The organism is Streptomyces sp. NPDC002698 (assembly GCF_042888945.1).
Lineage (GTDB): Bacteria > Actinomycetota > Actinomycetes > Streptomycetales > Streptomycetaceae > Streptomyces.
In genome coordinates this window covers 1-21,163 of the sequence record NZ_JBIAQM010000050.1, presented here as the reverse complement: position 1 = coordinate 21,163, position 21,163 = coordinate 1, and the positions used below count along the sequence as shown (strand labels likewise).

Sequence of the window (21,163 nt, the reverse complement as noted above, 5' to 3'; positions counted from 1 at the left end):
CCAATGCAATCCCTTCGATCAGCAACGAGACAAAAAAGCTCAGAGGTCAACGGAGTCCACTTGTTCACCCTGTGCGAGCGGCCGTCACTCCCTCTCCGGGAGCCTCGTCGCGCCACGCGCGGCGAACGCCGCCGAGCCCTCCGGACGGCGGCCCGTTCCGGATAGCCTGTGCGCATGCCTCGCTACGAGTACCGCTGCCGGACCTGCGGCGACACCTTCGAACTGACCCGCCCCATGGCCGAATCGGCCGCTCCCGCGTCGTGCCCGGCCGGGCACGGCGACACCGTCAAACTGCTGTCGGCGGTCGCCGTCGCCCGGGGTGGTTCGGCGTCCGCGCCGGCGCCCGCACCGCGTTCGGGCGGCGGCGGAGGCGGGTGCTGCGGCGGAGGCTGCTGCGGCTGATCGCGGGGGATTTCTTACCAAGTCTTCGCCAACGCCCGAATCCGCACCGGCGTGTTCGCCGAAACATGGTCTCGGTCACACCGGCAGGACGCCGCCGGGACCAAGCTCCCCACATCCCCCGGGACGCCCCGAACCGGGCGCGTCGCCCGCGAAACGACCTACAGGCCCTCGATTCGCCCGCACCGCACGAAGCTCGCGATACCGCCCACCCGTTCATGAACCGGGCGCGGGAAGTGGGCGCTGGAACCCGGGTACTTCAAGGATCTGGCCGGGGGTGCCGGGAGCACGTGAGGGCGGGTGTGCCAGAAGCGCGCGAGGGCGGGTGTCCCGGGGGCGCGAAGGCGGGTGTGCCGGGGGCGTGCCCGGCCGGGTGTGCCGGGGGCGTGCCCGGCCGGGTGTGCCTTCGTACGGACCGGAACCGGGTTCCGTGTGCCTGTCAGACCGCTCCGGGGACGCCACCGGCGCCGGGGCCGCGGCCGGCGCAGATGCCCACGAACTCGCGCAGGATCCGCTCCCCCGCCACGACACCCCGCTCCGGCAGCGCGGTGACCGCCGGTGCCGTCCAGTCGTCCTCGGCGAGTTCACCGTGGCCCGGACGCCAGCCGCGGTCGGCGGCGAGCAGCAGGTCGGCGTCGAGCAGCGAGTCCCCGGCGGCGAGGGTGAGGACGGCTCCGGTGCGGCGGGCGACCTCGCGCACGGCCGCGCTCTTGGTGAGCGGCTTCGGCACGGCGTAGATCTTGCGGCCCTGCAGCGAGACCGTCCAGCCGCGCTCCTCCGCCCACACGGCCAGGTTCTTGACCCACTCCTCGGGGAGCAGCTCCCGCTCCACGACCAGATAGGCGAACAGGTCCTCGGCGACGCGGTGCTTGCGCACCCAGAGCGGGTCCGCGGTCACCTCCAGGTGCTCGCGCACCTCGTCGAGCGGCGCGCACTCGGAGGCGAGCCGCTCCTGCACGCTCCTGTGCCAGTCGGGGTCGGAGACGCCGTCGACGAGCAGGTGTCCGCCGTTGGCGCAGATCGCGTACTCGGGCTCCGGGCCGGGCAGGTTGATGCGCTGGTACTGCTTGCGGGTGCGGGTCGTGGTCGGCATGAAGTGCGCGAGGTCGCCGAGTTCGGTGAGCAGTGCGGCGGCCGTCTCCGTCATGAAGGAGAGCGGCCTGCTCTCGTGCACCTCGACGCAGAGCAGCCGGGGCGCGCGGGCGTCCGGCATGGTGAGGGCGAGCGCGGCGGAGGAGTAGATGAGCGTGCGGTCGAGGTCGCTGGCGACGAGCACCTTGGGCGTGGACATCAGAGGGTCACCGCCTTGCCGTCGGCACCGGTCGCGCCACGCGTGTACTTCGGGTGGATCAACCCCACGCAGGTGTAAGGGAGTTCCTCGACCTCCTCGACGGGTACCCCCCGCTGTCCGGCGAGCAGCCGGACGTGGTCGAGGTCGGCGCCCGCTCCGGCGCGGGCGAGGATCTTCCAGGGGACCCGGCGCAGCAGCACCCGGGTGGTCTCTCCGACGCCCGGCTTGACGAGGTTCACGTCGTGGATGCCGTACTCCTCGCTGATCCGCTCGACCGCGGCCCAGCCCTCCCAGGTGGGTTCGCGGTCGGCGGCGAGGAGTTCCTTCGCCCGGTCGCGGGCCGATTCGGCGACGTCGGGGAAGTGGGCGGCCACGGCGTCCAGGAACTCGACGGAGACGTCGGAACCGGCGAGCTCGCGGTAGAACTTCGCGCCGTGGAAGTCGTGTTCGCCGACCAGGTCGGAGCGCAGGACGGTGCGTGAGATGAGCCCGGAGACGGTCGAGTTGAGGCAGGCGGAGGGGATGAGGAAGTCCTCGCGGGTGCCGTACGTGCGCACGCAGGAGCCCGGGTCGGCGAGCACCGCTATCTCCGGGTCGAAGCCGGTGATGCCTTCGGCCTCCTCGAACTCCTCGATGGCGTCGGCGAGTTCGCGGGTGATGGCGCCCTTGCCGGTCCAGCCGTCGACGAACACGACGTCGGCCGGGTCGTGGTGGGCGGCGAGCCAGCGCAGCGCGTTGGCGTCGATGCCGCGGCCGCGGACGATCGAGACGGCGTAGTGCGGCAGGTCGAGGCCGTGCTGGTGCTGGGCCCAGCGGCGCATCAGGACGCCGACGGGGGTGCCGGCGCGGGCCAGGGACACCAGGACGGGACGCGGGGACCGGTCGGCGAGCACGAGTTCGGTCACGGCGCCGACGGCCTCGGCGATCCGGGCGGCGGAGGCGTCGAGGGCGGCACGGAACAGGTCCTGGTACTCGGCGCTCGGCTGGTACTCGACCGGCAGCGATTCGGCGTAGTGGGCGCCGCCGCTCTGGATCGCCTCCTCGCGCTCCTCGGTCGGCGCCTCCAGCGTCACGTCCGACAGGTCCTGGAGCAGCCAGCCGACCTCGTCGGGGGCGTACGAGGAGAAGGCGGGGCCGCGGAGGGGCTCGGGCAGCATGGAGGGCCTTTCGGTGGACGGCCGTACGGGGACGTACGAGGGCACGACGGCGAGCAGGACGTGCGGGGTGTGCGCCGCCAACTGTGCCAACAGGCCGTCGGGTGCGTGCAGTTCGGGGGTGTCGGCGGTGGAGTCGACGACCGCCACGACGGCGTCGAAGCCGGCGCCGGCGACGTTGTAGGCGTAGCGCTCGCCGGGGCCGTCGTCCGGGTCGTCGTGGGCCGGGAAGGCGATGCGGCTGCGGATCGCGTAGCCGGGGTCGTCGAGGGCGAGCACCGGGGAGCGGGTCGTGGTGGAGAAGCGCACCTCGGCGGGGACGGCCCGCTCCAGCTCACCGGCCAGTCGCAGCGGCGCGTACATCAGTTCCTCGAAGCCCAGGACCAGGACGCGGCTCGCGCCGTCGGGCAGGGCGTCGGCGAGCCGTGCCGCCATGGCGGGCAGGGCCGCCTCCAGGCGTATTCGGTGTCCGGGGGTGAACCCGTGCCGTCCGCCGTCGGGGAGTCCGTGCGGCCAGCCGAGGCCGACGCGGACGGCCGGGCTCGCGGGGGCGGGGACCCCGGCTGCCGCCGGTTCGTGCCGGGCGACCAGGGCGGTGCCCTTCGCCAGGACGTCCTCGGGCAGGCGCACCGTGCCGGAGGCGGCCGCGACGAGGTCGACGCGGGCGCCGATGTCGCCGGCGAACTTCTCGAAGCGGGCGTGGTCGGCCTCGGAGCGCATGTCGACCAGTGCCACGACGACGTACCGCTCGCGCGGGTAGCGCCGGTGCAGGTCGCGGATCGTGTTGAGGACGGTGTTGCCGGTGGAGAACTCGTCGTCGACGAGGACCAGCGGGCCGGAGCCCGCGAGCAGGCCCGGGTCCTCGGGGAGGAGGAGGTGCGAGGTGGCGTGCGAGTGGGACTCCTCGAAGCCGCCCGCCTGCCGGACCCCGGTGACCGGGCGGCGCGTGGAGTGGAGGTAGGGGGCGACGCCGATCCCGTCCGCGACGGAGTGGCCGAGCCCGGTGGCCGTCTCGGCGTACCCGAGGACGACCGCCGAGCGGGCGTCCTCGGTGCCCAGCAGCTCATGTACCCGGCGGCCGAGCCCGACGCCGTACCCGTGGACCACGGCCGGCGACTGCGGCACGTGCTTGCCGAGGACGTTCGAGACGAGCAGGTGGGCCCGCTTGGGGTTGCGCCGCAGCGCGAGTCCCAGCAGGCCGTTCAGCCCTTCGTCGCCGACGAGCTCGACGCCGAGCCGCTCGGCGACCCAGGTCCCGGTCCACACCGCGGCGTCCGTGGGGGCCGGGCTGTTCGTGCCGTCCGGGCCGCTGCCGCCGTCGGGGTGGTTCGGGTCATGAGCGGGGATGTTCATCTGTTCCTTGCTGTCGGGGGTGCGCGTCGCTCGGCCGGACCGGCTCACGCCGGGAGTCCGGCGGTGAGCAGCTCGACGAAGCCGATGTCCTCGTGGGCGACCCCGAAGACCTCGGCGCGCAGCAGGGTGCGCTCGGCCCAGGCGCGATGCGGCTTCACCTCGTTCATTTTGTTCGTGTACGCCGACCTCAGTACACCCCCGCCGCCGCGCTCGGGCCTGAGGATGTCCTGGGCGTCACTGAATTCCTCGTGGCTGACCACGGACAGCGCGTGTACGGGCAGCACGTGCGAGGGGTGGATGCAGGTCTTGCCCATCAGGCCGTTGGCCTGGTCGAGGGCGATCTCGCGCAGCAGTCCGTCCATCGCGTGTTCGAGCAGCCTCTCGCGCAGTTTCTCCGCCTCCCCCTCCATGAAGGGGCTGCGGCGCAGCTGCGGCTTGAACATGCGTTCCTGGACGCGGAAGTACTCCCACACGGGCCCGGTGACGGTGAAGCCGGTGCCGTCGGCCCGCCCCAGCATGTTCACCACGTCGGCGATGACGGAGGCGACCACCTGGACGTCGTAGGCGGTCATGTCGGGGGCGCGGCGCAGTCCGTACGAGGAGCAGAAGTCCGTCACGCCGATGCGCAGCGCGAGCACGCGGTCGCGGTACTTGTCGACGGCGCGGGAGATGCCCTCCAGGGTCTCCACGCGTGATTCGCGGTAGAGCAGCTCGGGCGACTCCAGGACGGGCATGGCGAACAGCCGTCTGCCGCTCTCCGCCTCGGCGTCGGCGAGTGCCTCCAGGAAGGGGGTGCCGCGGTCCTCGGTGAACTTCGGCATCACGAAGCCGGACAGCAGCCGGACGGCGGGGCCGAGGCGCCGTACGAGATCGGGGATCTGCTCGGGGTGGCGGACGCGGACGAACAGCAGCGGCGGTTCGCCGGTGCCCGGGCGGGTCGCGAGGTCGGTGAACTGGCGGACCAGGTTCTCCTCGGCGCCCACGACCTCGGAGTCGTCGATCGAGTCCTCCAGGCACAGCACCATCGAGACCACACCGCGCGTGGTCTGCTTGACGATGTCGTCGGCCAGTGTCGGCCGGGTCGCCGGGCTGTACAGCGTCGCGCCGAGGGCGGCGGCGAGCACTCTGGCCGGAGAGTCGGAGGTGAAGACGCCTGGTTCGCGGTGGAAGAGGCGCTGCCGCTCCACCGGGGTGACGTGACCGAAATGACGCATGGGACTCCCCTGCGGCGGCTAGGTGGCCGAATGTGATGTGGCCGGTAATAGTACGTACTTATCCATGTCAGGGATTCCCACCGGGCGTGAAGTTCAGGTAACTGCGCCATGTCCAACACCGGCCGGTTCGCGAACGACCCCGCATTGTCGTGACCAGGACCGACAGGGCAGGATGACCGCATGACGCACGCGATGCTGAAAGGGTCGAACGTCCCGCTGGACGCCACAGCGGTGCGCGCCGTCCTGCGCTGGACGCCCGGCCAGGGTGTCCCCGATGTCGACGCCTCCGCGCTGCTCCTCGGCCCCGACGGTCGTGTGCGATCCGACGAGGACTTCGTCTTCTACAACCAGCCCCGCCATCCGTCGGGCAAGGTGTGGCGGCTCGGCAAGAAGCGCGGTGCCGAGGGCCTCACCGACACGATCCAGACGGATCTGACGGGTGTCGAGCCCGGCGTCGGACAGATTCTCCTGGTCGCATCGGCCGATGACGTCACCTTCGACCGCGTACGTGATCTGCGCATTCTGCTGTACGACGCGGCCGTCGCGGACGGTGAACCTCTGGCGTACTTCGACATCAAGCCGGAGACCGGTGCGGAGACCGCGCTGATCTGCGGCGAGCTGTACCGGCGCGGTGAGGGATGGAAGTTCCGGGCGCTCGGCGAGGGCTACTCCAACGGTCTGGTGGGGCTCGCGACCGATTTCGGGATCTCGGTGGACGAGTCGGAGGCAGCCGCGGCGGCCGCGGCCGCCTCCGCGCCGGAGCCGACCGCCTGGGCCTCGCCCGCCACGGCTCCCGAGGCCTCGCAGCCGCTGCCGCCCGAGCATTCCGCCCCGGTCACCCAGCAGCCGGCCCCCGTCCCGCAGCAGCCCGCCTACGGCTATCCCGGGCCCGCCGCCCCGGCCGCGACCGGCCCGGCGTACGGCTACCCGCAGCCTGTCGGCCGGCAGGCGGATCCTTCCGCCTACGGCTACCCGCAGCCGCAGAGCGCGCCCGCCACGCAGCCCGCGTACGGCTTCCCGCAGGCGGTGGGCTCCGGGCCGGACCCGGACTTCCGGCTGCCCCCGCAGGGGCCGCAGTTCCTGTCCCGCTGAGTCCGGTGGACGTGGGCACGCGCGGCCGGCCGGACCCGGCCGGCCGCTAACGGCCGGCCTTCGACTTGTAGCCGCGGCCCCACTGGAGCCCCCAGCCGTAGAGACGGTCGAGTTCGGCCTGGAAGCCGTACACGAACCTGACCTCGCGGCGTACGGTCACCTCGCCCTTGTTGCACTCGATCATGACGACGGCGCAGGAACGGGCCTGCGGATGGCGTTCCTCCAGGCCGATCTCGATGCGCGGGCCGTTGCTCGGATAGAGCGTGATGATGGCGTGCGTACGGTCGAAGGCCGGGGTCTGGTCGTAGATGTAGACGAAGACCAGCAGGCGTTTGATGTCGTCGCGGTGGTCGAGGTTGACGTAGGCCGTCTCGCCCGAGCCGGAACCGAAGCGGTCGTCGCCGCTGAGCTTCACGAACGGCGGGGCGTTGAGTTCGCCGAAGAAGCTGCCGAGCGGTTGGACGACGCCTTTGGTGCCGTCCGCCAGCTCGTACATGACGCCGAGGTCGAGGTCGACGTTGACCATGCTCTGGGTGTGCGCCTGGACCACTTCCGGCTTGAAGGTGCGGAAGGGATGGCGCAGCAGGCTGCCGCGCTGCGGCCCGCCGATGTCGGAGGTGCGCATCCGCCAGGACAGGTTGATACGGAGGTTGCCGCTGGCCGCGCCCTGCTTGGTGAGTGAGACCGTGTGGTTGCGCTTGGTCATTTCGATGGAGTTGGACGCCGCGCTGCCGGAGTCGAAGTCCGCCGAGCGGCCGCGCCACAGGTCCTGCCAGATGCCCATTCGGCCCCCACGTCCGTCGGTATGCGGCGGGGGGGGGGGGGGGGGGGGGGGGGGGGGGGGGGGGGGGGGGGGGGGGGGGGGGGGGGGGGGGGGCGGCGGGGGGGGGCGGGGGCGCGCCCCCCCCCCCCCCCCCCCCCCCCCCCCCCCCCCCCGCTCAGAGCGTTCCTCAGCCGGAGGGGTGTCACACCCCGGACGAGACCTCAGCCTTCTCGTCCGAGGTCGGGCCTTTTCCCTCGGCCTCGGCCAGCGCCTTGTTGCGGCGCACGGAGGACCAGAAGGACCAGCCGATCAGGACGACGCCGACGAGTCCGGTGATGACCTCGTTGATCTCGTACTGGATGGTCACGAGAAGGATGACCGCCAGAGCGCCGATCGCGTAGTGCGCGCCGTGCTCCAGGTAGACGTAGTCGTCGAGGGTGCCCTGGCGGACCAGGTAGACCGTGAGCGACCGGACGTACATGGCGCCGATGCCGAGGCCGAGAGCCATCAGCACGATGTCGTTGGTGATGGCGAAAGCGCCGATGACGCCGTCGAAGGAGAAGGAGGCGTCCAGCACTTCCAGGTAGAGGAACATGAAGAACGCGGCCTGGCCGGCGAGGACGACGGCCGGCTTCTTCTTGCCGGTCCGCTCGGCCTCCTCCTCCGCCTCGTGTTCGCGCTCCTCCTCCTCTTCGAGCTTGTCCTCGAAGTAGCCGGAGAGGCCGCCGACGATCATGTACGTGATCAGTCCGGCGACGCCGGAGATGAGCACCGTCTGTGCCTTGTCGACGTGTCCACCGCCGTGCTGGTGGGCGTGGACCGCGAAGGTCATGGAAGTGATCAGCAGGATGATCAGGGCGATGCAGACCGACAGCATGTCGACCTTGCCGAGCTTGGCCAGCGGCCGCTCGATCCAGCGCAGCCACTGGATGTCCCGGTCCTCGAAGATGAAGTCGAGGAAGATCATCAGCAGGAACATGCCACCGAAGGCCGCGATCGACGGGTGGGCGTCGGTCACCAGCTCCTGGTACTGGTCCTTGTCGTTCAGCGCGAGATCGACCGCGTCGATCGGGCCGATCTTCGCGCTGATGGCGACGATCACGACGGGGAAGACCAGCCGCATGCCGAAGACGGCGATCAGGACGCCGATCGTGAGGAAGATCTTCTGCCAGAAGGCACTCATCTTCTTCAGGATCCCGGCGTTGACCACCGCGTTGTCGAAGGACAGCGAGATCTCCAGGACGGCCAGGATCGCCACGATGCCGAAGGCGGTCCACCCCCCGTAGACGGCCGCCGCGGCCAGACCTAGCGCGGTGATCGCGAACGACCAGCCGAAGGTTTTCAGAAGCACTGGCTACCCAATCATCGTGTGGTGGGGGCACCCCCAAGCGGTGGCTCGGGAAGTGCGCAACCCCCGTGCCGTACTCGGCTTTACCTACTGTTGACCACGAAGTCTAAGGGGCCGCCTTCGGCCGATACAGGTGGGTCTAGGAAACATTGACCCCGAAGTCGAGCGCGATCCCCCGCAGGCCCGACGCGTACCCCTGACCGACGGCACGGAACTTCCACTCGGCGTTGTAGCGGTAGACCTCGCCGAAGATCATCGCCGTTTCGGTGGAGGCGTCCTCGGAGAGGTCGTAACGGGCGAGCTCCTGGCCGTCGGCCTGGTTGACGACCCGGATGAAGGCGTTCCCGACCTGGCCGAAGGTCTGACCGCGATTGTCCGCGTCATGGATGGAAACCGGGAAGACGATCTTGTCGACCACGGCGGGGACCTTGGCGAGGTCGATCAGGATCGACTCGTCGTCGCCGTCGCCCTCACCCGTGAGGTTGTCGCCGGTGTGCTCCACGGAGCCGTCCGGGCTCTTGAGCTGGTTGTAGAAGATGAACCACTCGTCCCCGAGCACACGGCCGCCGCTGCACAGCAGGGCGCTGGCGTCGAGGTCGAAGTCGGCTCCGGTGGTGGAGCGCGCGTCCCAGCCGAGCCCGATCAACACGTGTGTGAGGTTCGGTGCGGCCTTCGAGAGGGAGACATTGCCCCCCTTGGCGAGCGTGACGCCCATGATGCTGGTCCTCCCGAGGTGCGATCTTCTGTTGGTACGGCCGGTCCGGTGCCGCACCGAAGCGGTGCGGCACCGGACCGGGATGCCCGAGGGCCTGCGGACTCAGACGTTGACGCCGAAGTCCTGCGCGATGCCGCGCAGGCCCGAGGCGTAGCCCTGGCCGATGGCACGGAACTTCCACTCGGCGCCGTTGCGGTAGAGCTCGCCGAAGACCATCGCGGTCTCCGTCGAGGCGTCCTCGGAGAGGTCGTAGCGCGCGATCTCCGCCTCGCCGGCCTGGTTCACCACGCGGATGTACGCGTTGCGGACCTGCCCGAAGGACTGCTGGCGGTTCTCGGCCTCGTAGATGGAGACCGGGAACACGATCTTCGTGATGTCGGCGGGAACGGTGGCGAGATTGACCTTGATCTGCTCGTCGTCGCCCTCGCCCTCACCGGTGATGTTGTCGCCGGTGTGCTCCACCGATCCGTCCGGGCTCTTCAGGTTGTTGAAGAACACGAAGTTCTGGTCGGAGCTGACCTTGCCGTCCGCGTTCGTGAGGATGGCGCTGGCATCGAGGTCGAAGTCCACGCCGGTGGTGGTACGGGCGTCCCATCCCAGGCCGACGATGACCGCGGTCAGTCCCGGGGCCTCCTTCGACAGCGATACGTTGCCGCCCTTGCTGAGGCTGACTCCCACGAGTCCTCCCAATGGTGTTCAGGGGCGGGGAGCCCCGTAGGTGCGTTGGTATCGGATCAACGGTTCGATCCTAGTGACGGGTTCCCGTGCCTTGCAGGGCTTGGAACCGAAGAATCACAGGGTGTCGAGCGCCTTGACGTACTCGTTCAGGTCACGCGCGTCCGGCAGCGCGTTGACGACCGTCCAGCGGACGACGCCTTCCTTGTCGATGATGAACGTGCCGCGCACGGCGCAGCCCTTGTCCTCGTCGAAGACGCCGTACGCGCGCGAAATGTTGCCGTGCGGCCAGAAGTCGGAGAGAAGCGGGTACTCCAGGCCCTCCTGCTCGGCGAAGACGCGCAGGGTGTGGATGGAGTCGTTGGAGACCGCGAGGAGCTGGGTGTCGCGGTCCGTGAACTGCGGCAGGCTGTCACGCAGGGAGCACAGCTCGCCGGTGCACACGCCGGTGAAAGCGAAGGGATAGAAGAGCAGTACGACGTTCTTCTCGCCACGGAAGTCGGACAGTTTCACGGTGGCGCCGTGGTTGTCCTTCAGCTCGAAGTCCGGGGCCTTGGTGCCGACCTCGATGGCCATAGTCACTCGCTTCCCTTCCAGGGGTCCGTTCGGGTGACGACCAGCGTACGCAGTGATCGGCTCCCAGTGGCGGCGCGACCCCCACCGGGTCCCCCGGGTGCCGGTTCGGGGCATGCGTGAGGCCCCCGCCGAGGTGGCTCGGCGGGGGCCTCACGGATGCTCTGCTGGCAGACGGGGCTGCAGCTCAGCGCTTCGACTTGGGGGTGGCCAGGCGGGTGCCCGACCATTCCTTGCCGACGGAGATGCTCTTCGTCTGGGAGAGGCCGGCTGTCTGTGCGGCATCACTGATGTCGCTGGGCTCGACGTAACCGTCCCTGCCGGTCTTCGGGGTCAGCAGCCAGATCTGGCCGCCGTCCTCAAGGAGACCGATGACGTCCACCAGTGCGTCCGTGAGATCGCCGTCCTCGTCCCGGAACCACAACAACACCACGTCTGCGACGTCGTCGTAGTCCTCGTCGACCAGATCCTGGCCGATCAGCGATTCGATGCCTTCACGGAGCTCGTGGTCAACGTCGTCGTCGAAGCCGATCTCCTGGACCACCTGTCCGGGCTCGAACCCCAGCCTGGCGGCCGGGTTGGTCCGCTCCTCCGCGTGGTCCGCGGTCGCGCTCACGGCTTGCCTCCTGATCATGTTTCGGAATGGGGGTCTCCCTCTGCTCGTCCAGAGCCGGGGGATCTCAGCCACGCGCGTACGCGAAGCGTTGGCCGTAGTCCACACGGGCGGAGCGGATCGCGCAAGTACCCGGCCGCCGAGACCGTCGAAACGGTGACGATCCTGGCAGTGCCGACGCAACTCCCGACGGGCCATCATGACGCCGCGTGACGGGCACCACACACTTCTGCCCCATTTATTCCCTTCGGAACCCTTGGAGCGTGCGAAAGCCGAACGACTTTGCGGAACGCGTCACGCCCTGAGCGTATCGTTACGTTTTGGTCGAGACCGCCCCAACGGTCCGCACGGGCGTCTCCATTACCCCCTGGTAGAGATGACGTACGCGTTCGCGGGGTACACGATGGGGATCGGTGCAGATGCAGGGAAACCCACCGAAGACAGCCCTCTGACAGTGAAGGAACAGCGTGGCTTCCGGATCCGATCGCAACCCGATCATCATTGGCGGCCTTCCCAGCCAGGTCCCGGACTTCGACCCTGAGGAGACTCAGGAGTGGCTCGACTCCCTCGACGCCGCCGTCGACGAGCGCGGCCGGGAGCGGGCCCGCTATCTGATGCTGCGGCTGATCGAGCGAGCCCGTGAGAAGCGCGTGGCCGTGCCCGAGATGCGCAGCACGGACTACGTCAACACGATCGCGACCAAGGACGAGCCGTTCTTCCCCGGCAACGAGGAGATCGAGCGCAAGATCCTCAACGCGACCCGCTGGAACGCCGCCGTGATGGTCTCCAGGGCGCAGCGCCCCGGCATCGGCGTCGGCGGCCACATCGCGACCTTCGCCTCCTCGGCCTCGCTCTACGACGTCGGCTTCAACCACTTCTTCCGCGGCAAGGACGAGGGCGACGGCGGCGACCAGATCTTCTTCCAGGGGCACGCCTCGCCGGGCATCTACGCCCGCGCGTTCCTCCTCGACCGGCTCTCCGAGCAGCAGCTCGACGCGTTCCGCCAGGAGAAGTCGAAGGCGCCCCACGGGCTGTCCTCGTACCCGCACCCGCGGCTGATGCCGGACTTCTGGGAGTTCCCGACCGTCTCGATGGGCCTCGGCCCGCTCGGCGCGATCTTCCAGGCGCGGATGAACCGCTACATGGAGGCGCGCGGTATCGCGGACACCTCCAAGTCCCACGTATGGGCGTTCCTCGGCGACGGCGAGATGGACGAGCCGGAGTCGCTGGGCCAGCTGTCGATCGCCGCGCGCGAGGGCCTGGACAACCTGACCTTCGTCGTGAACTGCAACCTCCAGCGCCTCGACGGCCCGGTACGCGGCAACGGCAAGATCATCCAGGAGCTGGAGTCGCAGTTCCGGGGCGCCGGCTGGAACGTCGTCAAGCTGGTCTGGGACCGCACCTGGGACCCGCTGCTCGCGCAGGACCGCGACGGGGTGCTCGTCAACCGGCTGAACACCACGCCGGACGGCCAGTTCCAGACGTACGCCACGGAGACGGGTTCGTACATCCGCGACCACTTCTTCGGCGACGACCACCGGCTGCGCGCGATGGTGGAGAACATGACCGACGACCAGATCCTGCACCTGGGGCGCGGCGGTCACGACCACAAGAAGATCTTCGCGGCGTTCTCGGCGGCCAAGGCGCACGCGGGCCAGCCGACGGTGATCCTGGCGCAGACGGTCAAGGGCTGGACGCTCGGCCCGAACTTCGAGGGCCGCAACGCCACGCACCAGATGAAGAAGCTGACGGTCGCCGACCTCAAGGGTTTCCGCGACCGGCTGCACCTGCCGATCTCCGACAGGGAGCTGGAGGACGGCGCGCCGCCGTACTACCACCCGGGCCGGAACTCGGAGGAGATCCAGTACATGCACGACCGCCGCAAGGGCCTCGGTGGTTACGTGCCGACGCGCGTCGTGCGGTCGAAGCCTCTGGTCCTGCCCGAGGACAAGACGTACGCGAGCGTGAAGAAGGGCTCGGGTCAGCAGTCCATCGCCACGACCATGGCCTTCGTGCGGCTGCTCAAGGACCTCATGCGGGACAAGGAGATCGGCAAGCGGTTCGTGCTGATCGCGCCCGACGAGTACCGCACGTTCGGCATGGACTCGTTCTTCCCGAGCGCGAAGATCTACAACCCGCTCGGCCAGCAGTACGAGTCGGTGGACCGCGAACTGCTGCTCGCCTACAAGGAGTCGCCGACCGGCCAGATGCTGCACGACGGCATCTCGGAGGCGGGCTGCACGGCCTCGCTGATCGCCGCGGGTTCGGCGTACGCCACGCACGGCGAGCCGCTCATCCCGGTCTACGTCTTCTACTCGATGTTCGGTTTCCAGCGAACGGGTGACCAGTTCTGGCAGATGGCCGACCAGCTGGCGCGCGGTTTCGTCCTGGGCGCGACCGCCGGACGGACGACACTGACCGGTGAGGGTCTCCAGCACGCGGACGGCCACTCGCAGCTGCTCGCCTCGACGAACCCGGGCTGTGTCTCCTACGACCCGGCGTTCGGCTTCGAGATCGCGCACATCGTCCAGGACGGTCTGCGCCGTATGTACGGCTCGTCCGAGGAGTACCCGCACGGCGAGGACGTCTTCTACTACCTGACCGTCTACAACGAGCCGCTCCAGCACCCGGCCGAGCCGGAGAACGTGGACGCCGAGGGCATCCTGAAGGGCCTCTACCGCTTCAGCGAGGGCACCTCGGGCACCATCCCCGCCCAGATCATGGCGTCCGGTATCGGCGTCACGTGGGCCCTGGAGGCCCAGCGGATCCTCGCCGAGGAGTGGAACGTCAGGGCCGACGTCTGGTCGGCGACCTCCTGGAACGAGCTGCGGCGCGAGGCGGTCGACGTGGAGCGGCACAACCTGCTGCACCCCGAGGAGGAGCAGCGCGTCCCGTACGTGACGCGGAAGCTGTCCTCCGCCCAGGGTCCGTTCGTGGCCGTCTCCGACTGGATGCGATCGGTTCCCGACCAGATCGCCCGGTGGGTGCCCGGCACCTACCAGTCCCTCGGCGCGGACGGCTTCGGCTTCGCGGACACGCGGGGCGCGGCCCGGCGCTTCTTCCACATCGACGCGCAGTCGATCGTGGTCGCCGTGCTGACCGAGCTGGCCCGTGAGGGCAAGGTGGACCGTTCGGTGCTGAAGCAGGCCGTCGACCGCTACCAGCTCCTCGACGTGAGGGCGGCCGACCCGGGCGCCGCGGGCGGCGACGCGTAGGACCTGCCGTCCCGATCATGCGGCGGGACGCGGGGCAGGGCTGACGAGCAGGGCTGACGAGCAGGGCTGACGAGGGGCGGCGGGCCGTGGGCCCGCCGCCCCTCGCCCGTTTTCTTTCTACGATGCGGGCATGAAGGAAGACTCGGCACAGGTCCGTTGGGAACTGCGCACCCAGCGGCCCCTGCTCGTCCTGGCGGTGGCGTTCGCCCTCGCGTACGCCGTGCCGATCGTGGACAGCGGCGCCGGCCGGTCCTTGACGTTCACCTGCACGGTGGTGGAGTGGGTGGTGTGGGGGGCCTTCGCGACCGACTACCTCGTACGGCTCGCCCTCGCACCGCGACGGATGTCCTTCGTCCGCGGCCACTGGCTCGACCTGTGCGCCGTGATCCTGCCGATCCTCCAGCCGCTGCGGCTGCTGCGGCTCGTCGCCACGCTGATGCTGGTGGGGCGGCGCGCGCGGATGGCCTCGCAGATCCGGCTGACGACGTACGTCGGGGGCGCGGTCGTCGGCCTGCTGATGTTCGGCTCGCTGGCCGTGCTGTCGGTGGAGCGGGACTCGCCGAACGGGAACATCAAGACGCTGGGTGACGCGGTGTGGTGGTCGTTCACGACGATGACGACCGTGGGGTACGGCGACCACGCCCCGACCACGGGGATGGGCCGCGTCCTCGCGGTCGGGCTGATGCTCTCCGGGATCGCCCTCCTCGGTGTGATCACCGCGAACATCGCCGCCTGGTTCATCTCCCGGTTCGAGAAGGACGACGTGGAGGAGCGGCGGCAGACCGCGGCGATCGAGGCGCTGACGGCCGAGGTGCGGGCGCTGCGGGCCGAGGTCGCGGCCCTGAACGGCGGCCCGGGAATCCTGCCGCATCCCTTGTCGGCGGGGTCGGAGGAACACTCGCCCACCTAGGGCGGAGAGGGTGGGGGCGGCGGCTCGCTCGTACGGACCGGTGGCTCGCTCGTACGGGCCGGTGGGCCGCTCGTGCAGACCGGTGGGCCGCTCGTGCAGACCGGTGACCCGCCCCCGAACACGCCGACGGGCCCGCGCGCCGCACAGGCGACACACGGGCCCGGATCCGGTTCGGCCCCTCCGGTGTCAGAGCAGGCCGTTGCCCGGTCCGCCGCCCAGCCAGATGACCGCCAGGAGTGTGTCGATCGCTCCCAGCACCAGGGCTATCAGTGCCGGCACCGGCCCCGAGCCGGTCCAGCGGCGGCCCATCGCGAGCCACCCGCAGACCATCGCGGCCGGCCCGAGGACGATCCCCAGCGTGAAGAAACCGGCCACCGCGCACACGGTGCCGACGATCCCCAGGGTCGCGCTGTCCGGCCCGGTCCGTGATCCTGTACGGCCACGTGAACGGGGGTACCTGCGCGTACCGTTTCCGAAGCCCGCCATCATCAACTCCTGAACTCCCGTGACCTGTCGGTCGGTTCGGGTCGATGAGTCGGGTACCCCCGTTCCACGCCCCCAGACCCGCCCGCGTACGGGCGGGTCCGTCAGATGTGGCCGACGCCCGCGCCGGCCTCCGCGTTCTCGCCCCGCTTGGTGAGCAGCGCGACGAAGACGGCCACGACGGCGACACCCGCGGCGACGAGGCAGGCGAGGCTCATGCCGGAGATGAAGGTCTCGTGGGCGACGTCGGTGATCTGCGCGGCGATCGCGGCCGGGGTGTCCTTGGTGACCGGCGCGACACCGACCCGGACCGCCTCGGAGGCCTGGTCGAGCTGGGCCGGGGTGAGCGGCGGCAGCTTGGCGTCGGTCCAGTTGCCCGGGAGGTCGCTGTCGACCTTGGAGGCCATCACGGCGCCCAGGACGGCCGTGCCGAGGCTTCCGCCGACCTGCATGGCGGCCTGCTGGAGACCGCCGGCGACGCCGGAGAGCTCCATCGGCGCGTTGCCGACGATGACCTCGGTCGCGCCGACCATGACCGGCGCGAGGCCGAAGCCGAGCAGGGCGAACCAGACGGACATCACACCGCTGGAGGTGTCGGCCTCCAGCGTCGACATGCCGTACATGGCGATCGCGGTGGCCGCCATGCCGCTCGCGAGCGGGATGCGCGGGCCGAGCTTGGTGATGGCCAGACCCGCGAGCGGGGAGCCGACGATCATCATGCCGGTGAGCGGGAGCAGGTGCAGGCCCGCGTCGACCGGGCTCATGCCGTGCACGCTCTGGAGGTAGAACGTCACGAAGAACAGGCCGCCCATGAAGGCGATGGCCATGAGCACCATCAGCACCACACCCGCCGAGAGCGGGACGGAGCGGAAGAGGGCGAGCGGGATCAGCGGTTCCTTCACCCGCGTCTCCCAGAAGGAGAACAGCCCGAAGCCCAGGACCGACAGCACCAGGAAGAGCCAGGTCTTGCCGTCGCCCCAGCCCCAGGCCGGAGCCTTGATCAGGGCCCACACCAGGCAGAACATCGCGCCGGACAGCAGCACGATGCCGAGGACGTCGAAGGAGCGCGGGGCGTTCTCGGCACGGTGGTCGAGCAGGATCAGCAGGCCCAGCACGAGGGCGATCAGGCCGACCGGCACGTTGATGAAGAACACCGACTGCCAGCTGACGTGCTGGACGAGCAGACCGCCGAGGATCGGGCCGCCCGCGGTGGAGGCGCCGATGACCATGCCCCAGATGCCGATCGCCATGTTCAGCTTCTCGGCCGGGAAGGTCGCGCGGAGCAGGCCGAGCGCGGCCGGCATGAGCAGCGCGCCGAACAGGCCCTGGAACACGCGGAAGGTGACCACGAGGGCGATGCTGTGCGACAGGCCGATCGCGCCGGACGCGGCGGCGAAGCCGGTCACGCCGATCAGGAAGGTCTGCCGGTGGCCGAAGCGGTCGCCGAGCTTGCCCGCGGTGATGAGGGAGACCGCGAGGGCGAGGAAGTAGGCGTTGGTGATCCACTGGACGTCGGCGAAGGTCGCGCCGAGGTCCTTGGCGATGGCCGGGTTGGCGATGGCCACGATGGTGCCGTCCAGGGCCACCATCATGACCCCGACGGCCACGGTGATGAGGGTGAACCACGGATGGCCGCGCAGGCCCGTGGACGGAGCCCGGTCCAACGGGGAGTCCGGAGTCTTGTCCTCCGGGCCCGTCTTGTCGATGGTGGTCTGACTAGTCATTTTTCGAGGCTAGTGACAGCCGCTGACAATTGACAAACTGATTCACAAGTCGGTAACTGTCACGTCGCTCACAGATAGGCTGAACTGCGCGAACAGTTCGGTTGGGAGAGAACGCGGCACATGACGGAAACGGTGGACACGGCAGGAGCGGCAGGCGCGGCCGGAGCGGCGGAGTCGGCGGAGTCCGCGTCCGGGACGAAGGCGTCGGCCGTCGGCGCGACGGCGCCGGCGGAGCCCATGGAGTCGGCGGCGTCGGCGGAGCCGGTGGTGGCACGACCCGGGCTGCGGGAGCGCAAGAAGCAGCGCACCCGGGACGCCCTGCTGCGGGCCGCCCTCGAACTGTTCACCACCCAGGGTTACGAGCGGACCACGGTCGACGAGATCACCGAGGCCGTCGACGTCTCCCAGCGCACCTTCTTCCGCTACTTCGCGGGCAAGGAGGACGCCGCCCTGTTCCTCCAGCGGCTCACGGAGGCGCATTTCATCGACGCGGTGCGCGAACGACCGCCCCACGAGGCCCCGTTGGAGGCACTGCGCCGGGCCGTCCTGGAGAGCTGGGACACGATCGGCGAGGCGATCGAGGAGGTGGTGCCCATCGAACTGCACATGCGCACCTACCGATTGATCGAGTCGACCCCCGCGCTGCTCGCCGCGCACCTGCGTCGCTCGGAGGAGATCGAGGAGGAGATCGCGCGGCTCATCGCCGAGCGCGAGGGCCTCGACGTGGACACGGACCCGCGCCCGCGCATCGCGGTCGCGGTGTTCGGCGGGGTGATGCGGGTGACGGGCCGGCTGTGGGGCGCGGGCGAGGACACCAGCGTCGAGGCGATCCGCGAGCTGACCGCGGCCTATCTCGACCACGTGGGGCCCGCGTTGGCGGAGAAGTGGGGCACCGCGCCGCGGTGACGGCCCGATGATGCCCGGTGATGCCCGGTGACGCTTCGTACCGCCGGATCACTCCTCGGAAACCCGCCGGATCACTTCTCGGGAGCCCGTCAGGTCCCTCCCGGAAGCCGGCGCGAGACCCCCTTGGAAGCCCGGCGCGACACCCGGTACCCGCCGGGCGGGAGTGCCGGTTCGGGTCGGCGTACGTAATACGCCGCCCTCCCGCGTACACGGTCCGGCCCAGAACTCGTACCCGAGCTGACGTACGCCCGCGTACGGAACCTCGCGCGTGCCCGCGCTCGTTCCACGGATGCCGCCCGCGCGAGACGCTCCGCGAAAGCGCCGGACCATCACAACACCCCCGTGCAGAGCGTCATATATCGCACACACATAGCGGGAAATCGCATACACAGCGTCACTATTTATCCCAAACTGAACCCGGTTTGCCCTAATTACCCCATCAGAAACGTGATCCCAGTCACTCGTTTAACGGGAGGCTCTTCACTTCTCCTAGGGTGTCCTCTCAGTGACTTCCTTCGACACCACCCCCCAACTCAACGTCTGGCGCGCACTGCTCGCGCTGGCCGTGGTGTTCGTGATGCTGGCCACCAGTGGCTGGACCGCGCTCCACAGCCACCGGGCGGCATCTCCGCTCCAGGCGTCGCGCTCCGCGTGGGAGCGCGGCAGCATCGCCGGGCACAAGCTGCCCGACCCGGACTCCGCTCCGGGTTCGCTGTCCCAGTTCTTCACCACGCTCGACGCGCAGCAGCGTTCGCGGCTCGCCCACCGTTATCCGCTCGCGGTCGGCAACATGAACGGTGCGCCGGTGACCCTGCGTTACGCGGCGAACCGTCTGGCGCTCGAACACGAGCGCACGGTCGAGCGCGGACGCATGCACGACAACCGGCTGTCCTCGCTCGGACAGTACGACGCGGGCCGCCGCATGCACCGCTACGAAGCGCTGCTGCACAAGGACCGCAGGATCCTGGCCTTCGACCCCAACGGCTCGGGCCGGGTCGCCGAGGTCTTCGGCGACCTCGACAAGGCCCACCGGGTCTCGGTCGTGGTCCCCGGTGTCGACACCGACCTGCTCACCTTCCAGCGCACGTACAAGCAGTACTCGGCGCCGGTCGGCATGGCGGCCTCGCTGTACAGGGCCGAGCGTTCGGCGGACCCGGGCGTGCGGACGGCCGTGATCGCGTGGGCCGACTACACGACGCCCAGCGGACTCGGTATCGACTCGGCCACCGCCATGCGGGCCGAGGACGGCGCGGTGCGGCTGAACGCGCTGGTGCGGGCGCTGCCGGGCAGTTCGGAGGTGGCGCTGTACTGCCACAGCTACGGCTCGGTCCTCTGCGGGGTGGCGGCCTCTTCGCTGCCCTCCCGGGTGTCCGACATAGCGGTGGCGGGCAGCCCCGGCATGCGGGCGGCGAAGGCGGCCAACCTGCACACCACGGCCCGGGTCTGGGCGATGCGCGACGCGGACGACTGGATCCAGGACGTGCCGCACATGGAGGTCGGCGGCCTCGGACACGGCGCGGACCCGGTGTCGAAGGGGTTCGGGGCGCGCGTCCTGTCGGCCGAGGGGGCGAAGGGTCACGCCGGCTACTTCGAGCCGGGCACGGAGAGTCTCCGCAACTTCGCGGAGATCGGGATCGGCGCGTACCGCGCTGTCAGCTGCGCGCGTGAAGATGACGCCTGCCGGACGGGTTTGTCCGCCGGGGCATCGGCCTGACGCGCGTAGAGGACGAGAAACTGCGGTCCGCCCAGAGAGGCGACGGAGGCTTGCGTGCCGCATACGATGGCCCGCATGGGTGACGTACTGGCCGGTTTTCATGCCGCCTGGGAGTTCGAGTCCGACTCCGTGCTCATCCGCTTCGAACGGGGGATCCGTACACCGAAGCTGTTCCAGGCGCTCGGCGAACGCCGTGTCCCCCTGGAGGCGCTCGCGGCGGTGACGCTGACGCCCGGGAAGCGAGGCACGGTCGTTCTGCGTGCGGTGCCGAGACCCGGCGCCGATCCGCTGATGGAAGCGGCCGCGGGACAGCTCAAGGAGGGGTGCGACCCCTATCGGCTGGTGCTGCCCGCCGAACGCGAGACGCTCGCCGAGTACTACGCGGACGAGCTGCGCGGACAGCTCACCACGGACGACGAGCCCGCCGAGCGCTTTCTCGTGAAGCCCCCCGAGGGGCCGCTGACCTTCAAGGCCTACGACGGAAAGGCCACCTTCGACGGCAAGAACGTGTCCTTCCGGTGGTTCTGGACGGGCGCGTCCTCGGCGAAGTGGAAGGCCGGCGACCAGACCTTCCCGGTCTCCTCGCTGTGCGGGGTCGAGTGGCGCTCCCCCGAGGTGTTCGAGGGGCATCTGCGGCTGCTGCGGCGGGAGCCCGCCCCGGCGCATCCCGCCCAGGCGGACCAGGACCCGGCGGCGGTCGTCTTCGGGCTCGGGTACGGGCCCGTCCACGAGTCGCTGCCGTTCGCGGCGGCCGTGCTCGCCGCCGCACGCTCCGCGAGTCCCGCTCCGGCGGGCGTGGTCCCGGCGCCGCACCGCGACCCGGCCGACATCGCCGACCGGATCCGGCATCTCGGGGAGCTGCACGAGGCGGGGCTCGTCACGGACGAGGAGTTCTCCGTGAAGAAGGCGGAACTGCTCGCCCAGCTCTAGTGACCTGAGTCAGAGATTCGTCGTTGGTCAGGCATGAGTCGTCCGGGTCCGAGGATTCCGCCGTTGTCGGTCACTGATGCCCAGCGGGCGG

At 69.9% G+C, this 21,163-nt stretch carries 18 protein-coding genes; 7 read left to right on the top strand and 11 right to left on the bottom strand.

What is annotated here, in order from left to right; genetic code table 11:
* Positions 1 to 174 precede the first annotated feature (174 nt).
* Entirely contained in the window at positions 175 to 402 is a 228-nt protein-coding gene (locus ACFYW9_RS37540) for a zinc ribbon domain-containing protein (protein ID WP_389159564.1), read from the top strand.
* 436 nt (positions 403 to 838) lie between these two features.
* Here the strand turns inward: ACFYW9_RS37540 and ACFYW9_RS37535 are convergent, their stop codons facing one another.
* Genes ACFYW9_RS37535 through ACFYW9_RS37525 form a run of 3 tightly spaced genes read right to left on the bottom strand, consistent with a single transcriptional unit; the run spans position 839 to position 5,411 of the window.
* Positions 839 to 1,690 (bottom strand): HAD family hydrolase, encoded by an 852-nt coding sequence (locus ACFYW9_RS37535; protein ID WP_389159563.1) that lies wholly within the window; start codon positions 1,688 to 1,690, stop codon positions 839 to 841.
* Entirely contained in the window at positions 1,690 to 4,197 is a 2,508-nt protein-coding gene (locus ACFYW9_RS37530; RefSeq protein WP_389159562.1) for a phosphoribosyltransferase, read from the bottom strand. The genes ACFYW9_RS37535 and ACFYW9_RS37530 overlap by 1 nt, the downstream gene beginning before the upstream one ends.
* A gap of 44 nt (positions 4,198 to 4,241) precedes the next feature.
* Positions 4,242 to 5,411: an HpcH/HpaI aldolase/citrate lyase family protein gene (locus ACFYW9_RS37525; RefSeq protein WP_389159561.1), complete on the bottom strand. Its 1,170-nt coding sequence runs from the start codon at positions 5,409 to 5,411 to the stop codon at positions 4,242 to 4,244.
* Between the two features lie 180 nt (positions 5,412 to 5,591).
* On the opposite strand from ACFYW9_RS37525, the gene ACFYW9_RS37520 reads away from it, so the two are divergent.
* Positions 5,592 to 6,503 carry a TerD family protein gene (locus ACFYW9_RS37520; RefSeq protein WP_389159560.1) on the top strand — a complete coding sequence of 304 codons (912 nt, stop codon included), beginning with the start codon at positions 5,592 to 5,594 and terminating at the stop codon, positions 6,501 to 6,503.
* A gap of 46 nt (positions 6,504 to 6,549) precedes the next feature.
* Here the strand turns inward: ACFYW9_RS37520 and ACFYW9_RS37515 are convergent, their stop codons facing one another.
* The 6 genes from ACFYW9_RS37515 to ACFYW9_RS37490 all read right to left on the bottom strand — a co-directional run bounded on the left by ACFYW9_RS37515 (position 6,550) and on the right by ACFYW9_RS37490 (position 11,193).
* Positions 6,550 to 7,287, bottom strand: a complete 738-nt coding sequence (locus ACFYW9_RS37515) for a Tellurium resistance (RefSeq protein WP_351871849.1) — start codon at positions 7,285 to 7,287, stop codon at positions 6,550 to 6,552.
* A 181-nt stretch (positions 7,288 to 7,468) separates the two neighbouring features.
* Positions 7,469 to 8,617 carry a DUF475 domain-containing protein gene (locus tag ACFYW9_RS37510; protein WP_389159559.1) on the bottom strand — a complete coding sequence of 383 codons (1,149 nt, stop codon included), beginning with the start codon at positions 8,615 to 8,617 and terminating at the stop codon, positions 7,469 to 7,471.
* A gap of 136 nt (positions 8,618 to 8,753) precedes the next feature.
* Positions 8,754 to 9,329 (bottom strand): TerD family protein, encoded by a 576-nt coding sequence (locus tag ACFYW9_RS37505; RefSeq protein WP_328452882.1) that lies wholly within the window; start codon positions 9,327 to 9,329, stop codon positions 8,754 to 8,756.
* A 102-nt stretch (positions 9,330 to 9,431) separates the two neighbouring features.
* The gene (locus ACFYW9_RS37500) at positions 9,432 to 10,007 is read right to left on the bottom strand and encodes a TerD family protein (RefSeq protein WP_261702495.1); all 576 of its coding nucleotides are present in this window, start codon (positions 10,005 to 10,007) and stop codon (positions 9,432 to 9,434) included.
* 114 nt (positions 10,008 to 10,121) lie between these two features.
* Complete coding sequence (locus ACFYW9_RS37495; protein ID WP_328668852.1) at positions 10,122 to 10,580, bottom strand: peroxiredoxin; 459 nt, start codon at positions 10,578 to 10,580, stop codon at positions 10,122 to 10,124.
* Positions 10,581 to 10,764: 184 nt separating this feature from the next.
* On the bottom strand, positions 10,765 to 11,193 hold the full coding sequence (locus tag ACFYW9_RS37490) for a DUF3052 domain-containing protein (protein ID WP_326788028.1): 429 nt from the start codon (positions 11,191 to 11,193) through the stop codon (positions 10,765 to 10,767).
* A 464-nt stretch (positions 11,194 to 11,657) separates the two neighbouring features.
* On the opposite strand from ACFYW9_RS37490, the gene aceE reads away from it, so the two are divergent.
* Positions 11,658 to 14,405 (top strand): pyruvate dehydrogenase (acetyl-transferring), homodimeric type, encoded by a 2,748-nt coding sequence (gene aceE, locus ACFYW9_RS37485; RefSeq protein ID WP_389159558.1) that lies wholly within the window; start codon positions 11,658 to 11,660, stop codon positions 14,403 to 14,405.
* A 130-nt stretch (positions 14,406 to 14,535) separates the two neighbouring features.
* Positions 14,536 to 15,315, top strand: a complete 780-nt coding sequence (locus ACFYW9_RS37480; RefSeq protein ID WP_351871860.1) for a potassium channel family protein — start codon at positions 14,536 to 14,538, stop codon at positions 15,313 to 15,315.
* 186 nt (positions 15,316 to 15,501) lie between these two features.
* Here the strand turns inward: ACFYW9_RS37480 and ACFYW9_RS37475 are convergent, their stop codons facing one another.
* Entirely contained in the window at positions 15,502 to 15,804 is a 303-nt protein-coding gene (locus ACFYW9_RS37475; RefSeq protein WP_369482870.1) for a small hydrophobic protein, read from the bottom strand.
* A 98-nt stretch (positions 15,805 to 15,902) separates the two neighbouring features.
* Positions 15,903 to 17,522: an MFS transporter gene (locus ACFYW9_RS37470; RefSeq protein ID WP_389159557.1), complete on the bottom strand. Its 1,620-nt coding sequence runs from the start codon at positions 17,520 to 17,522 to the stop codon at positions 15,903 to 15,905.
* Between the two features lie 237 nt (positions 17,523 to 17,759).
* Between ACFYW9_RS37470 and ACFYW9_RS37465 the strand changes: the two genes are divergently transcribed.
* The 3 genes from ACFYW9_RS37465 (at position 17,760) to ACFYW9_RS37455 (ending at position 21,072) form a co-directional block, all read left to right on the top strand.
* Positions 17,760 to 18,428: a TetR family transcriptional regulator gene (locus tag ACFYW9_RS37465; RefSeq protein ID WP_389159582.1), complete on the top strand. Its 669-nt coding sequence runs from the start codon at positions 17,760 to 17,762 to the stop codon at positions 18,426 to 18,428.
* Between the two features lie 505 nt (positions 18,429 to 18,933).
* Positions 18,934 to 20,142, top strand: a complete 1,209-nt coding sequence (locus tag ACFYW9_RS37460) for an alpha/beta hydrolase (RefSeq protein ID WP_389159556.1) — start codon at positions 18,934 to 18,936, stop codon at positions 20,140 to 20,142.
* A gap of 66 nt (positions 20,143 to 20,208) precedes the next feature.
* Complete coding sequence (locus ACFYW9_RS37455; protein WP_389159581.1) at positions 20,209 to 21,072, top strand: DUF4429 domain-containing protein; 864 nt, start codon at positions 20,209 to 20,211, stop codon at positions 21,070 to 21,072.
* The last annotated feature ends 91 nt before the right edge of the window (positions 21,073 to 21,163 follow it).

Coding starts and splice junctions, on each gene's coding strand:
- ACFYW9_RS37530 (WP_389159562.1), bottom strand. CDS start 4,197: ATGAACATCCCCGCTCATGACCCGAACCACCCCGACGGCGGCAGCGGC.
- ACFYW9_RS37470 (WP_389159557.1), bottom strand. CDS start 17,522: ATGACTAGTCAGACCACCATCGACAAGACGGGCCCGGAGGACAAGACT.
- ACFYW9_RS37475 (WP_369482870.1), bottom strand. CDS start 15,804: ATGATGGCGGGCTTCGGAAACGGTACGCGCAGGTACCCCCGTTCACGT.
- ACFYW9_RS37525 (WP_389159561.1), bottom strand. CDS start 5,411: ATGCGTCATTTCGGTCACGTCACCCCGGTGGAGCGGCAGCGCCTCTTC.
- ACFYW9_RS37520 (WP_389159560.1), top strand. CDS start 5,592: ATGACGCACGCGATGCTGAAAGGGTCGAACGTCCCGCTGGACGCCACA.
- ACFYW9_RS37480 (WP_351871860.1), top strand. CDS start 14,536: ATGAAGGAAGACTCGGCACAGGTCCGTTGGGAACTGCGCACCCAGCGG.
- ACFYW9_RS37535 (WP_389159563.1), bottom strand. CDS start 1,690: ATGTCCACGCCCAAGGTGCTCGTCGCCAGCGACCTCGACCGCACGCTC.
- ACFYW9_RS37495 (WP_328668852.1), bottom strand. CDS start 10,580: ATGGCCATCGAGGTCGGCACCAAGGCCCCGGACTTCGAGCTGAAGGAC.
- ACFYW9_RS37515 (WP_351871849.1), bottom strand. CDS start 7,287: ATGGGCATCTGGCAGGACCTGTGGCGCGGCCGCTCGGCGGACTTCGAC.
- ACFYW9_RS37505 (WP_328452882.1), bottom strand. CDS start 9,329: ATGGGCGTCACGCTCGCCAAGGGGGGCAATGTCTCCCTCTCGAAGGCC.
- ACFYW9_RS37455 (WP_389159581.1), top strand. CDS start 20,209: ATGGCCCGCATGGGTGACGTACTGGCCGGTTTTCATGCCGCCTGGGAG.
- ACFYW9_RS37540 (WP_389159564.1), top strand. CDS start 175: ATGCCTCGCTACGAGTACCGCTGCCGGACCTGCGGCGACACCTTCGAA.
- ACFYW9_RS37465 (WP_389159582.1), top strand. CDS start 17,760: ATGGAGTCGGCGGCGTCGGCGGAGCCGGTGGTGGCACGACCCGGGCTG.